Annotated in this window: 10 protein-coding genes; 5 read left to right on the forward strand and 5 right to left on the reverse strand. The window is 66.4% G+C overall.

Annotation, left to right across the window (positions count from 1 at the left end; translation table 11 throughout):
- Nucleotide 1 precedes the first annotated feature (1 nt).
- Nucleotides 2–1666, forward strand: coding sequence for a DNA polymerase Y family protein (locus tag D769_RS25400; RefSeq protein ID WP_008650892.1), 1665 nt, complete (start codon nt 2–4; stop codon nt 1664–1666).
- A 26-nt stretch (nt 1667–1692) separates the two neighbouring features.
- On the forward strand, nt 1693–5154 hold the full coding sequence (locus tag D769_RS25405) for an error-prone DNA polymerase (protein WP_008650895.1): 3462 nt from the start codon (nt 1693–1695) through the stop codon (nt 5152–5154).
- A 277-nt stretch (nt 5155–5431) separates the two neighbouring features.
- Here D769_RS25405 and D769_RS25410 read toward each other — a convergent pair whose 3' ends face one another.
- From D769_RS25410 to D769_RS25430, 5 genes are all read right to left on the reverse strand, one after another.
- Nucleotides 5432–6085 (reverse strand): peroxiredoxin, encoded by a 654-nt coding sequence (locus D769_RS25410; protein WP_008650897.1) that lies wholly within the window; start codon nt 6083–6085, stop codon nt 5432–5434.
- Nucleotides 6086–6259: 174 nt separating this feature from the next.
- Nucleotides 6260–7393 carry a dihydrolipoamide acetyltransferase family protein gene (locus D769_RS25415; protein WP_008650899.1) on the reverse strand — a complete coding sequence of 378 codons (1134 nt, stop codon included), beginning with the start codon at nt 7391–7393 and terminating at the stop codon, nt 6260–6262.
- A 16-nt stretch (nt 7394–7409) separates the two neighbouring features.
- Nucleotides 7410–8390 carry an alpha-ketoacid dehydrogenase subunit beta gene (locus D769_RS25420; protein ID WP_008650900.1) on the reverse strand — a complete coding sequence of 327 codons (981 nt, stop codon included), beginning with the start codon at nt 8388–8390 and terminating at the stop codon, nt 7410–7412.
- Nucleotides 8383–9486, reverse strand: coding sequence for a pyruvate dehydrogenase (acetyl-transferring) E1 component subunit alpha (pdhA, locus tag D769_RS25425; RefSeq protein ID WP_008650901.1), 1104 nt, complete (start codon nt 9484–9486; stop codon nt 8383–8385). The genes D769_RS25420 and pdhA overlap by 8 nt, the downstream gene beginning before the upstream one ends.
- 187 nt (nt 9487–9673) lie before the next feature.
- Nucleotides 9674–10123, reverse strand: coding sequence for a hypothetical protein (locus tag D769_RS25430; protein WP_008650902.1), 450 nt, complete (start codon nt 10121–10123; stop codon nt 9674–9676).
- A 201-nt stretch (nt 10124–10324) separates the two neighbouring features.
- On the opposite strand from D769_RS25430, the gene D769_RS25435 reads away from it, so the two are divergent.
- Genes D769_RS25435 through D769_RS25445 form a run of 3 tightly spaced genes read left to right on the forward strand, consistent with a single transcriptional unit; the run spans nt 10325 to nt 13167 of the window.
- On the forward strand, nt 10325–11251 hold the full coding sequence (locus D769_RS25435) for a TauD/TfdA family dioxygenase (protein ID WP_008650903.1): 927 nt from the start codon (nt 10325–10327) through the stop codon (nt 11249–11251).
- Nucleotides 11252–11300: 49 nt separating this feature from the next.
- Entirely contained in the window at nt 11301–12326 is a 1026-nt protein-coding gene (locus tag D769_RS25440) for an ABC transporter substrate-binding protein (RefSeq protein ID WP_008650904.1), read from the forward strand.
- Nucleotide 12327: 1 nt separating this feature from the next.
- A complete protein-coding gene (locus D769_RS25445) occupies nt 12328–13167 on the forward strand; it encodes an ABC transporter ATP-binding protein (RefSeq protein WP_008650905.1) in 840 nt (279 codons plus the stop codon).
- Nucleotides 13168–13196: the final 29 nt, after the last annotated feature.

Below are 13196 nucleotides of genomic sequence, written 5' to 3' on the forward strand. Positions count from 1 at the left end.
GGTGCAGTGGCGCGGGCCCCCCCCCCCCCCCCTGCCGCTGGACGCGCTGCAGCCGAGCTGGCCTGAGCCGGTCGATGCCGGTATGCCCGCCGCTACGTCTGCCCGTGCGTCTGCCATTACGTCCGCCGGTGCGTCCGCCGGTGCGTCCGCCGATCCCCGGCCCGCACCCCATACCGGAACGCTGCATCAGGCGCTGCCGGTGGCGGTGATCGAGCACGAGCGCGTGGTGCTGGCCAATGGCCCGGCCGTGGCGCTGGGCGTGCGCTATGGAATGCGGCGCGGCGGCGTGCAGGCGCTGTCGGCCGATGTGGTGCAACTCGATCGCGATCTCGCGGCGGAGTCCGCATTGATGACCTCGGCCGCTTTGGCGTTGCTGCATTTCACGCCGGCGGTGGCGATCGATGCCGAACCCGAAGCGGCCACGGTGATGCTCGATGTCACGGCCAGCCTGCGCCTGTTCGGCGGCCATCGCGCGTTGTGCCGGGCGATTCGCGCGCGTGTGCGGCAACTGGGCACGTTTGCGCAGATTGGCAGCGGTACCACGGCGCAGGGCGCCGCATGGCTGGCGCGTCAGCCGTTGCGCAAGACGTCGCGCGGCATTGTCCGGCCCGCGCGCCGCGCGGTGCGTGCCGCCCGCATGACGCACCTGCTCGACCGCCTGCCGGTGGAATGCCTGCACAGGCTGGCCGATCCCGAATGGCTCGAAGGCATTGGCTGCCGCACGCTGGGGCAGGTGCGCCGGTTGCCGCGCGCGGGGTTGTCGCGCCGTATCGGCACGGAATTGCTGGCGCGGCTTGACCAGGCCTATGGCCAGATCGCGTCCGGGTTTGCCTGGTTCGAGGCGCCGCCGGCGTTTGCGCAGCGCATGGAACTGCCAGGCCGCGTGGAGTCGGCCGAAGGCGTGCTGGCCGGGGCGCAGCGGCTGTTGCTGGCGCTCTCGGGCTGGCTGGCCGTGCAGCAGGCTGGCGTGACGCGCTGCGTGCTGATGCTGGAGCACGAACGCTACCGGCTGGGCGAGGACACTGACAGCACGCCGGTGCCGCTCCGGCTGGCGCAACCGAGCCGCGATCCCGTGCATCTGTCGAAGTTGCTGCGCGAGAAGCTCGACAAGATCCGCTTTCATGCGCCGGTGGGCGGGTTGGCGTTGCGCGTGGAGGCGATGGAAATTTGCGTACCGCAAAGCGACTCGCTGTTTCCGGAACCGGGTGCCGAACCGGCGGAACTGGGCCGGCTGCTCGATACGCTGGTGGCGCGGCTAGGGCGCGACAACGTGCTGCAACCGCATCCACTGGCGGATCACCGGCCCGAGCGCGCCAATCAATGGGCGCCTGTCGACGAACCGCCCGCCCGGGGCACGACAAACGGCACGACAAACGGAGGCACGACTCCGCCCGAACGGCCGCTATGGCTGCTGGAATCGCCATTGCCGCTGCGCGTTCACAAGCATCGCCCCGTTCATGAGGGCCCGCTGGTGATGCTGACGCGCCCCGAACGCATCGAGGCCGGCTGGTGGGATGGTGGCCTGGCCACGCGCGACTACTTCATCGCCGAGCGCGACGACGGGCTGCGTTGCTGGGTCTATCGTGAACGCCCGGGGCATCCCACGCGCGACGGGCAGGAAGACGGCGGCGAATACCGCTGGTTCCTGCACGGGCTGTTTGCCTGAGCCCGCCGGATGCCAGGAGATTGATCGTGCTGTCCGGCCTGTCTTCGTTGTTGCCGTCGCTGCCCGACTACGTCGAGCTGCACTGCATCTCCAACTTCACATTCCTGAACGGTGCCTCGCATCCGCAGGAACTGATTTCTCGCGCGTTCCAACTGGGCTACAGCGGGCTGGCGCTGACCGATGAATGCTCGGTGGCCGGCACCGCCCGCGCGCATCATGCGATCAAGGTGCTGCGCGAGGATATGTGGGAGGCGGTAACGCGCAGCGCCCGGCGGCTTGCCGCGGGGCAGACGGCGGGCGATGTCGACGAGATAGAGGAGCTATCGGCATTCGACCTCGACACCGGCGACGAAGAGAGCGATGCAGGAGGTGTGGACGGTGCGGAGGATGCGGAGGATGAGGATGCGCTGTCGCCGGACGATTTCGACGATGACCCCGATGCCGCCGCGCGCCGTCATCGCGTGCTCGAAGCCCGCGCCGCCGCTGCCGATGCGTTCAACCTGATCATCGGCAGCCGCTTCACGTTGACAGCCGCGCCCGAAGACACCATGCCGCCACCGCGCCTGGTGCTGCTGGCGCGCAATCGCATCGGGTTTGGCGACCTGTGCGAGTTCATCACGCTGGGCCGCACCCGCGCGGAGAAGGGCAGCTATCTGCTGTATCCATCCGATCTTGCCGATCCGCAGCCGAAGCAGGCGCATCTGCGCGGCATGCCGGATTGCCTGGTGGTCCTGCTGCCCGATTACTGCGCCGATCTCGACGTCCTGCGCGCGCAGGCACGCTGGTGCCGCGCAACCTTCGGCGACCGCGCTTGGATGGCGATGGAACTGCTGCAGGGCCATGCCGAAGCCATGCATCGCGCGCGTTTGCAGCAGGTGTCGGCGGAAACCGGCGTGCCGCTGGTGGCGGCCGGCGCGGTCAATATGCATGTCCGCTCGCGCAAGCCGCTGGCCGATGTGCTGACCGCGATCCGCATCGGCCAGCCTTTGCCCGCGTGTGGACGGGCCCTCGCGCCAAATGCCGAGGCGCATCTGCGCATGCGCCAGGTGCTGTCGCGGCTCTATCCGCGCGAAGCGCTGGCGCAGACGCTGAAGCTGGCGGACCAATGCCGCTTCTCGCTCGACATGCTGCGCTACGAGTATCCCGAGGAACTCGTGCCAGACGGCGAAACGCCGATCACCTATCTGCGCAAGGAGGTGGAGCGCGGTATCACCGAACGTTTTCCACATGGCATGGCGCCGGAATGGGAGGCGCAACTCAAGGAAGAACTCGAACTGATCGAGGAGAAACACTACGAGCCGTTCTTCCTGACCGTGCACGATATCGTCCGCTTCGCGCGCCAGGAGGGCATCCTGTGCCAGGGGCGCGGATCGGCGGCCAACTCGCTAGTCTGCTACTGCCTGCATATCACCGAGGTCAGCCCGGAACAAGCCAACCTGCTGTTCGGCCGGTTCCTGTCGCGCGAGCGTGACGAGCCACCCGATATCGATGTCGATTTCGAGCACCAGCGGCGCGAGGAGGTGATCCAGTACATCTATGGAAAATACGGCCGCCATCGCGCCGCGCTGGCCGCGTCGCTGATCACGTACCGCTCGCGCAGCGCGTTGCGCGACGTGGGGCGCGCGCTCGGCATCGACCCGAGCGTGGTGGAACAGGTGGTCAAGGGGCAGGCCTGGTGGGATGGCGGCGCGGCGTTCATTGACCGCATTTCGCGCTACGGGCTCGATCCCGATTCCATCACCGTGCGGCAATGGGCCAGCCTGACGGAGCAGTTGCGCGGCTTTCCCCGTCACCTGTCGCAACATGTGGGCGGCTTCGTGATCGCGCGGGACAAGCTGTCGCGGCTCGTGCCGATCGAGAATGCGGCGATGGAAAACCGCAGTGTGATCCAGTGGGACAAGGACGACCTGGAATCGCTGGGGTTGTTGAAGGTCGATGTGCTCGCGCTGGGCATGCTGACCGCGATCCGCCGTGCGCTGACGATGATCCCGAATCCGGACCCGGAGCGCGCCGGACTGCCTACACGCATGGAAGATCTGCCCGATGGCGACGTCAAGACCTACGACATGATCTGCAAGGCCGATACGATCGGTGTGTTCCAGATCGAATCGCGCGCGCAGCAATCGATGCTGCCGCGGCTGCAACCGCGGAAGTACTACGACCTCGTGGTGGAAGTGGCCATCGTGCGGCCGGGGCCGATCCAGGGCGGCATGGTGCATCCGTATCTGAAGCGGCGCGAAGCGTTTCGCCTCACCCGCAAGCTGCCGACCTACTTCGACGACGTGATCCGCCGCGTGCTGGGCCGCACCTTGGGTGTGCCGATCTTCCAGGAGCAGGTCATGCAGCTTGCGATCGAGGCGGCCGGGTTTACGCCCGGGCAGGCTGATCAGTTACGGCGCTCGATGGCGGCCTGGCGCCGTCGTGGCGATCTCAAGAAGCATCAGGACGCGCTGGTACGGGCGCTGACCGGGCGCGGCTATCCCGAATCGTTCGCGCTGGCCATCTGCAAGCAGATCGAGGGGTTTGGGGAATATGGCTTCCCGGAAAGCCATGCGGCCAGCTTCGCCAAGCTCGTATACGTCAGCGCCTGGATCAAGTGTCATTACCCCGAGGCGTTCCTGTGCGCGCTGCTCAACAGTCAGCCGATGGGCTTCTACTCGCCGTCGCAACTGGTGCAGGACGCGCGCCGGCATGGCGTGACGTCGCAGCCCGTGGACGTGACGATCAGCAACTGGGAGAGCACGCTGGAGCCGCGCCGGGAAGGGCAGAACTTCCGCGACGTGCGGCTGGGCATGAATCGCGTGAAGGGGATGCGCGAGGCTGCCGCACTGCGGATCGAGGCGGCGCGTGTGGCGCGGCCATTCGACAGCGTCGAGGACCTCGCGCGCCGCGCGTCACTGGACCGGCACGACATTGACGCGCTGGCCGCGGCCGATGTGCTGGTATCCCTCGCGGGGCATCGACGCCAGGCACGCTGGCACGCGCGTGGCGCGGCGGTGCAGACCGCGCATCGCGATCTGCTGCACGATGCGCCGCCGCAGGAGCTCGCACTGCAACTTCCCGAGCCGAAACTCGGTGAGGACGTGGCCGCCGACTACGCCAGCCTGGGGCTATCGCTGAAGTGCCATCCGCTGACACTACTGCGCCACAGACTGCGCGCGCTCAAGTTCGCGACGGCACGCCAACTCGCGAACTGCGCCAACGGCCGCCGCGTGCGCGCCTGCGGCATCGTGACCGTGCGCCAACGGCCATCGACGGCCAGCGGCACGATCTTCACCTCGATCGAGGACGAGACCGGCGCCGTCAACGTCATCATCTGGCCAGACCTGGTGGAGCGGCAGCGCAAGGAGGTCCTGGGAGCGACGCTGCTCGGCGTGATCGGCACCTGGCAACGACAGGGCGAGGTGCGTCATCTGGTCGCGGACGAACTGGTGGATCTGAGTCCGTTGCTGGGGAGGCTGATGGTGGGGAGTCGGGATTTTCATTGAGAAGGAGGTCCAGCTTTCCCCCTTTCTCATGCATCGGAGCAGCGCGCAGCAGGCCGGTCCCCGACTCCGGTCTCCGACTCAACGCACAAATCTTCAACCCCTGCAAGCAAAACCCCGCCAGGGTTGATTGCCCAAAAATTAGGCAATCAACCTTGAGCCAATACCGGCGCGGGCTGGCGGGTTGTCAAGAGGGGGATTATCCACGCTCTCTGTGGATAGTTCCTATCCGTCGTGCGGACTACCCCATCGGTATTAACAGAGGTGCTTACTTCGGTCCTTACTTCGGCTGGGCAACCGTTCGCAGATAGGGCTTGAGCGTCTTGAAGCCCTGTGGATATTTTTTCTTCGCGTCGTCATCCGACACCGAAGTGGGGATGATCACGTCGTCGCCCGGCTTCCAGTTGACTGGCGTGGCGACGGTGTGTTTCGCGTTCAGTTGCAGCGAGTCGAGCAGGCGCAGCACCTCGTCGAAATTGCGTCCCGCGCTCATCGGGTAGACCAGCATGGCCTTGACCTTCTTGTCAGGGCCGATCATGAACACCGCGCGGATCGTGGCGTTGTCCGCTGCCGTGCGTGGGCCGCCGCTCGCCTCGGGGTGGATCATGTCGTAGAGCTTGGCCACCTTGAGGTCGTGATCGCCGATCATCGGGTAGTTGACCGTGGCGCCCTGCGTTTCCTCGATGTCCTTGACCCAGCGCGAATGGTCGCCAACCGGATCGATCGACAGGCCGATGATCTTCGTATTGCGTTTGTCGAACTCGGGCTTCAGCTTGGCCATGTAGCCAAGCTCGGTGGTGCAGACCGGCGTGAAATCCTTGGGGTGCGAGAACAGGATGGCCCAGCTGTCGCCGATCCACTCATGAAAATGAATCTTCCCTTCAGTGGTGTCGGCGGTGAAGTCCGGTGCTTCCTCGCCAAGTCGGATTGCCATGGTCGTGCTCCTTTATTGGTGGGTTGGGTGGGGGCGTGACGCAGCCGTCTATGCGGCGAAAATCCAGTATAGGAACTGGTTTGCCTGCCGGACGGACAAATGGCCTTCATCCATGTGGCGGATGGCCGGCCTGGCCAGGGCCGTGCCGGTATCGCCGGAATCACTCCTGTCGTGCTACTCGGGCCGTTCCAGATCCTCGATGACCGCGCGCAGGAACCGGGCCGCCTCGCCGCCCGTGACCACGCGGTGATCGAATGTCAGCGACAGAGGCATGACCCGGTGCACGGCAGGCACGCCGCCGGATGCCACCACTTCGTCGCGCACGCGCCCCGCCCCGAGGATGGCAACCGTTGGCGGCACCACGATGGGCGCCGCGTAGCGGCCCGCGATCATGCCGAAGTTCGACAGGGTGATGGTATTGCCGCGCATCTCCTCCGGCGCGATGGTGCGCGCGACCACGTCGGCGCGCATTCGGTCCAGCCCGGCACGCAGGTCGGCGGCATCGCGTTTGCCGACGTTGCGCAGCACCGGCACGAACAACCCCTCCGGCAGGTCCGCCGCAATGCCCACGTCGATCCGCTCGAGCAGGTGGCGTCTGCCGGTTCTGCCTTCGTACCACGCGTTGAGCGCCGGTTCCGCGCGCACGCCGGCCACCAGCGCGCGCACCAGGCGGATCGTGATGTCCTGACCGGTCACCGATGCGCCGGTCGCCTGCCACGCGTGCAGGTCCGCATCGTCCATGACCGTGGCCGCGGCCACTTCGCTCTGCGCGCGCGCCATGTTCTGCGCCATTGCGCGGCGCACACCGCGCAGCACGTCCGGCGCGCCGACGTCCGCCAGGGTGGTGGCCACGCGCTGCACATCGGTGGCCGTGATCACACCATCATGGCCGGATGGGGTGACCATCGACAGGTCGACCGACAGCTTGCGCGCCAGCGCGCGCACGGCCGGCGTGGCCTTGATGCCGTGTCCGCCGGGAATGCCGGCGGCGCCTACGCGCGTGACGCCTTCATTGACCACATGCGTGCCGACCTTCACGGCGCCTACCACCGTGCCAGCATCGTCGGACGCTCCCGCGCCCTCGAAGCCAACCAGCGGCGCGCCCAGGTGGACGATGTCGCCGGGCTGCGCAAAGAGCTTCGCAACCTGCCCGGCGAACGGCGAGGGGATCTCGACGATGGCCTTGGCTGTTTCCACCGACAACAGCGGCTGGTCGGCTGCGATGATGTCCCCGGGCTTCACATGCCAGTTGACGATTTCCGCTTCCTGCAGGCCTTCGCCCAGGTCGGGCAGCTTGAAGATCCGCATCGCTATCTCTCCTTGGCTAGGCTGCTTCCAGCGCGCGTCGCGCCGCGTCGACAATCCGCGCCACCGACGGCATGTAGCTGTGTTCGAGTCGCGCCAGCGGCACCACCGTGTCAGGCGCCGTCACGCGCTGCACCGGGGCGCTCAGCGAATAGAGTCCCGCGTCGGCCAGGTTGGCGGCGATCTCCGCGCCCAGGCCGGCGGTGCGCGGTGCTTCATGCACGATCACGCATCGGCCGCTCTGCGCAACCGACTCCAGGATGGTCTCCATGTCCAGCGGCTTGAGCGTGGCCACGTCGATCACTGCCGCGGAAACGCCTTCGTCGGCCAGCACATCGGCTGCGGCCAGCGTTTCCCGCAACATCGCGCCCCAGCTCACCAGCGTGAGGTCAGTGCCCTCGCGCAGCGTGAAGCAGGCGTCGAGGGGCAGCGCCTGGCCGTCGTCGGCGACCTCCTGCCGGAACAGCCGATACAGGCGGGTGGGCTCCAGGAAGATCACCGGGTCCGGGTCGCGAATCGCCGCAAGCAGCAGCCCGTAGGCGCGCGCCGGCGATGAAGGCATGACCACGCGGATGCCCGGCATCTGCGCGAACAGGGCCTCCGGGCTTTCGGAATGGTGTTCGGGCGCGTGAATGCCCGCGCCGCTCGGCGCGCGCACGACCATCGGACACGTGATCCGGCCGCGTGTGCGGTGCCGCATATGACCCGCGTGATTCAGGATGTTGTCGATCGCCGGATAGATGAAGCCGGCGAACTGGATCTCCGCGACGGGCTTGAGCCCCATCGCCGCCATGCCGATGGCCGCGCCGACGATGGCGCCCTCGGCCAGTGGCGTGTCGATGACGCGGGCCTCGCCGAAGCGCGACTGCAGCCCCACGGTCGAGCGGAATACGCCGCCGTTCACGCCGATGTCCTCGCCCAGCAGCACCACGTCGGGATCGTTGGCCAGGGCATGGGCCAGGGCCAGGTTGACGGCTTCCACCATATGCAGTTCAGCCATGATGGGCTCCCGAGGTGTCGGTCTTGCCAGAGGCGTCGTATTGCCGCGCGGTGTCGAGTTGTTCGGCCATGGCGTCTGGCAGCGTTTCATACAGGCAATCGAACATCGCCGATGCATCGGGATGCGGCAGCGCAAGGTAGGCCTGCACGGCCGCGCCAACGGCCTGCTGGCATTCCTTGATCAGCGCCTCTTCCTGCGCGGCGTCCCAGGCGCCGAGGCGGGCCAGGTAGTCTCGCAGCCGGATAATGGGCTCGCAGCGCCAGGCTTCCTTGACCGATGCCTCGTCCCGGTAGCGCGACGCATCATCGGCTGTCGTATGGTCGCCCAGGCGGTAGCTCACCGCCTCGATCAATGTCGGCCCGCCGCCGTGGCGCGCATGTTCGATGGCCGCGCCAACGCGCTGCCGCACGGCAATCACGTCGTTGCCGTCGATCTGTTCGCCAGGAATGCCCGCCGCGATCGCCTTCTGGGCCAGCGTCGCCGCCGCCGTCTGCTTGGCGCGCGGCATCGAGATGGCCCACTGGTTGTTGTTGATAACGATGACCAGTGGGACGTGCCACGCGCCGGCCATGTTCATCCCTTCGTAGAAGTCACCCTTCGAGGTGCCGCCGTCGCCGAGGATGCACACGGCCACGTTCGGCGCCTGGCGCAGCTTGAACGTGTAGGCCACGCCGGCCGCATGGCCAACCTGGGTGCCGATCGGCACGCAGTTGCCGAAGTCATATGGCACTGCGGCAAACGCGCTGCCGCGCTCGTCGCCACCCCAGTACAGCAGGCTCTCCGTCATCGTGACGCCCCGCACAAACTGCGCGGCATGATCGCGGTACGACGGCACCAGCACGTCGTCGCGGCGCATTGCCGTGGCCACGCCGACGCCGATCGCTTCCTGGCCCAGCGCGGACGCGAACGTGCCGATCTGGCCGGTGCGCTGCATCGCGATGGCCTTGAGATCGAACTGCCGGGTCAGCACCATGGCGCGATAGAGCGGCAGCAGGGTGGCCGGATCGCGGGCAAAGTCGGGAAGGTCGGGCTCGGGCGAGCCGTCGGGGGAGAGGTAGCGGGTAAAGCCGATTTCAAAACGCGCAACAGTGCCCATGTGGTTGTCCCCTTGAGGTTGCTCCCTTGTGGTTCGCGGTGTCCTGTGCGGCGCAGCATCTTGTGAACGCTGCTGCCTTTGAGTGTAGGGCACGGAATCGCGCTGCGGGCGTGCGGTGGCGCACCGCCGTCACATTGTCGGCGCGGGCGGGTGGGGCAGTTTCATCGGGGGACGCGAAGCCGGGTCGCTAGCGGCGCCGATGCGCGGCCTGTGGCGGCACACCGCCACGTGGTGGATAGAGTTTCTGGAACTGGGTGGACGTAATCCCCATGCCGCCCTTGTCGTCGATGATCGTCATCTCGTGCCACGCGACGGGCGAGCCCTGAAGACCGGCGAATTCCCTCAGCTGCCAGATCCGGCCCGTCTGCGTGTCGAGCAGGAACGGGCCGGTGCGAGTCTGGCCGCTGGCGACGATCTGGAACCGGCCGGGCGCTGCGGCCTCCGCTGGCTGGCCTTCCGGGATGGGCGGCTGGGTGATGGCCCCGGCCCCGGCGTTGGATGCGGCGACGGATGCGGCATTGGATGCGGCGGAAGCCGGACTGCCGCTGGACGTGGCGGGTGCCCCTGCCTTGGGCTTGTCGCTGCCTCCGCATCCCGTCAAGACCACGAAGGCTGTCGCCATCGACAGAGACAGCATGGAACGTATCGCATCTTGCATACGGGCCTCCCGCGCGCCTGGTGTTGTTCCAGTCATTCCAGAAAGTTTAGGCGCGAGGCCGCGGGCGCGCCAACGCGATATAAGGAATCCGCATAATCGCGCGCGATTTGATTCGTTGTCCGGCTGGTGCGGCTTCCCTACAGTGCAAGACTTGTGCTTCCCCCAGAGCAAAGACCTGCCATGACGATTGCCACTGCCGACGCCACCGTCGATACCTCCGCCAACCTCGCCACCGAGTCTTCCGCCAGATCCCTTCAGGATTTCGAAATCCGCCCGCTGGGCGCCGCACTGGGTGCGGAAGTCATCGGGGTCGATCTGGCGCGGCCGCTGTCGCATGGTGATTTCCAGCGCATCCATCAGGCGCATCTCGATCATCACGTGCTGGTGTTCCGCGACCAGCGCATCACGCCGGCACAACAGATCGCTTTCAGCCGCCGCTTCGGGCCGCTGCAGATTCACGTGCTGAACCAGTTCCAGTTGCCGGGCCACCCCGAAGTGCTGATCGTCTCGAACGTGATCGAGAACGGCAAGCCGATCGGGCTGGGGGATGCCGGCCACTTCTGGCATTCGGATCTCTCGTACAAGGAGACACCGAGTCTTGGTTCCCTGTTGCACGCGCGGGAGTTGCCCGCCGAAGGCGGCGACACGCTTTTCGCCAATATGCATACCGCGTGGGAGAGCCTGCCGGAAGCGCTGCAGCGCGAGGTGGCCGATCTCGCCGCCGAGCATACGTATCTGGCGCGGTACGCGGAGTTGCAGGCGCGCAGCCCGTGGCGTCCGAACCTGACGCCGGAGCAGATCGCGCAGGTCAAGCCCGTGGTGCATCCGGTGGTTCGCACGCATCCGGAGACCGGGCGCCGCGCGCTGTTTGTCAGCGAGCATTTCACCACGCGCATCGTCGGCCTGCCTGATGACGAAAGCCGCGCGATCCTCGATGAATTGTTCGCACACAGCGTGAAGCCCGAGCACGTGTACCGCCATCAGTGGCGCGAGCACGACCTCGTGTTCTGGGACAACCGGTCGCTGCTGCATCTGGCCGCCGGCACACCCGATCACCAGCGGCGCGTGATGTATCGCACCACGATCGAAGGCGATCAGCCGTTCTGATCCGGTTCCCGTTTTTTCACTCCGGCCCCATTTCTCAGGAGTCCATTGCATGTCGTTGTTTACGTCCGCTTCCACCCTGACCCGTCGCGCCGCCGTTGCCATGCTGACGGCGGGCCTTGCCTTGACTGGCAATGCGCACGCCGAAGGCCGCCTGCGCATTGCCGAGCAGTTCGGCGTGGTCTATCTGCTGCTCAACGTCGCACGCGACCAGCAACTGATCGAGAAACACGGCAAGCAGCAGGGCATCGACGTCAAGGTCGAATGGACGCAGCTTTCCGGTGGCGCGGCGGTCAACGATGCCTTGCTCTCCGGCGCGATCGACATCGCAGGGGCTGGTGTTGGCCCGCTGCTGACGCTGTGGGACCGCACCCAGGGCAAGCAGAACGTGAAGGGCGTGGCGTCGCTTGGCAACTTCCCGTATTACCTGGTCAGCAACAATCCCAAGATCAAGACGATTGCGGATTTCACCGAGAAGGACCGCATCGCGTTGCCGGCGGTGACCGTCTCGGTGCAGTCGCGCGTGCTGCAATATGCCGCTGCCAAGCAGTGGGGTGACAAGGAATTCAACCGGCTCGACAAATGGACCGTGGCGGTGCCGCATCCCGATGCTGCCGCGGCGATCATTGCAGGCGGCACCGAGATCACTGGGCACTTCGGCAACCCGCCGTTCCAGGAACAGGAACTGGCGGGAAATCCGAACGCGCGCATCGTGCTCAATTCCTACGATGTGCTCGGCGGGCCCAGTTCCGCCACGGTGCTCTACGCGACCGAGAAATTCCGCAGCGAGAACCCGAAAACCTATCGCGCGTTCGTCGATGCGCTGGCCGAAGCCGCCCAGTTCGCAACGAAGAACCCGGAAGCTGCCGCCGATCTGTATATCCGCGTGAACAAGGCGAAGATCGACCGCGCGCTGCTGGTGAAGATCCTGAAGAACCCGCAGGTGCAGTTCAAGGTGACGCCGCAGAACACGTTCGCGCTGGCGGACTTCATGTATCGCGTGGGTGCGATCAAGCATCAGCCGAAGTCGTGGCAGGACTATTTCTTCCAGGACCCGGCAACCGTCGAAGGGAGTTGACATGGCCGAAGGCAATAGCGCGCACCTGCGTGTGGTCGCCAGTCACGAACCGCTGCTGCAGGTGGATGGCGTATCGCTGGAGTACCGCACCGCGCAGCGCGTGGTGCGCGCCACGCATCGCGTGAGCTTCGACGTCCACGCCACCGACCGGTTCGTGCTGCTGGGGCCTTCGGGCTGCGGCAAGTCGACGTTGCTCAAGGCGGTTGCGGGCTTCGTGCCGCCGGCCGAAGGCGAGATCCGGCTCGATGGGCAACGGGTGCAAAAGCCGGGGCCGGACCGCATCGTCGTGTTCCAGGAATTCGATCAGTTGCCGCCGTGGAAAACGGTGCGACAGAACGTGATGTTCCCGCTGCGGCAGGCGCGTGGCATGTCAAAGGCCGAGGCCAACGACGTGGCGTTGCATTTCCTGGACAAGGTGGGGCTCGCGGCCTTTGCCGATGCCTATCCACACACGCTGTCGGGCGGCATGAAGCAGCGGGTGGCGATTGCGCGCGCGCTGGCCATGCGGCCAAAAGTGCTGCTGATGGACGAGCCGTTCGCCGCGCTCGATGCGCTGACGCGCCGCCGGATGCAGGAAGAATTGCTCGCGCTGTGGGACGACGCAGCCTTCACGCTGCTGTTCGTGACTCACTCGATCGAGGAAGCACTGGTGGTTGGCAGCCGAATTCTGCTGCTGTCGCCGCATCCGGGGCGGGTGCGCGCGGAACTCAACAGTCATCAGTTCACGCTGGCCAGCCAGGGCAGCGCGGAATTCCAGGCGGCCGCGCACCGCATCCACCGGATGCTGTTCGACGAACCCGCCAGCGTGGAGGATGCGTCGAGCCGCATCGTTCACGCCTGAATTCCCAGGTATCCCCAAATTCCCGCCCT

Origin of the sequence: Cupriavidus sp. HMR-1, from assembly GCF_000319775.1 — a bacterium.
GTDB classification, from domain to species: Bacteria; Pseudomonadota; Gammaproteobacteria; order Burkholderiales; family Burkholderiaceae; genus Cupriavidus; species Cupriavidus metallidurans.

What these genes read in the sequence shown, in the direction of transcription:
- D769_RS25410 (WP_008650897.1), bottom strand. Translation starts at nt 6,085, where the DNA reads ATGGCAATCCGACTTGGCGAGGAAGCACCGGACTTCACCGCCGACACC.
- D769_RS25415 (WP_008650899.1), bottom strand. Translation starts at nt 7,393, where the DNA reads ATGCGGATCTTCAAGCTGCCCGACCTGGGCGAAGGCCTGCAGGAAGCG.
- D769_RS25420 (WP_008650900.1), bottom strand. Translation starts at nt 8,390, where the DNA reads ATGGCTGAACTGCATATGGTGGAAGCCGTCAACCTGGCCCTGGCCCAT.
- pdhA (WP_008650901.1), bottom strand. Translation starts at nt 9,486, where the DNA reads ATGGGCACTGTTGCGCGTTTTGAAATCGGCTTTACCCGCTACCTCTCC.
- D769_RS25430 (WP_008650902.1), bottom strand. Translation starts at nt 10,123, where the DNA reads ATGCTGTCTCTGTCGATGGCGACAGCCTTCGTGGTCTTGACGGGATGC.
- D769_RS25435 (WP_008650903.1), top strand. Translation starts at nt 10,325, where the DNA reads ATGACGATTGCCACTGCCGACGCCACCGTCGATACCTCCGCCAACCTC.
- D769_RS25440 (WP_008650904.1), top strand. Translation starts at nt 11,301, where the DNA reads ATGTCGTTGTTTACGTCCGCTTCCACCCTGACCCGTCGCGCCGCCGTT.
- D769_RS25445 (WP_008650905.1), top strand. Translation starts at nt 12,328, where the DNA reads ATGGCCGAAGGCAATAGCGCGCACCTGCGTGTGGTCGCCAGTCACGAA.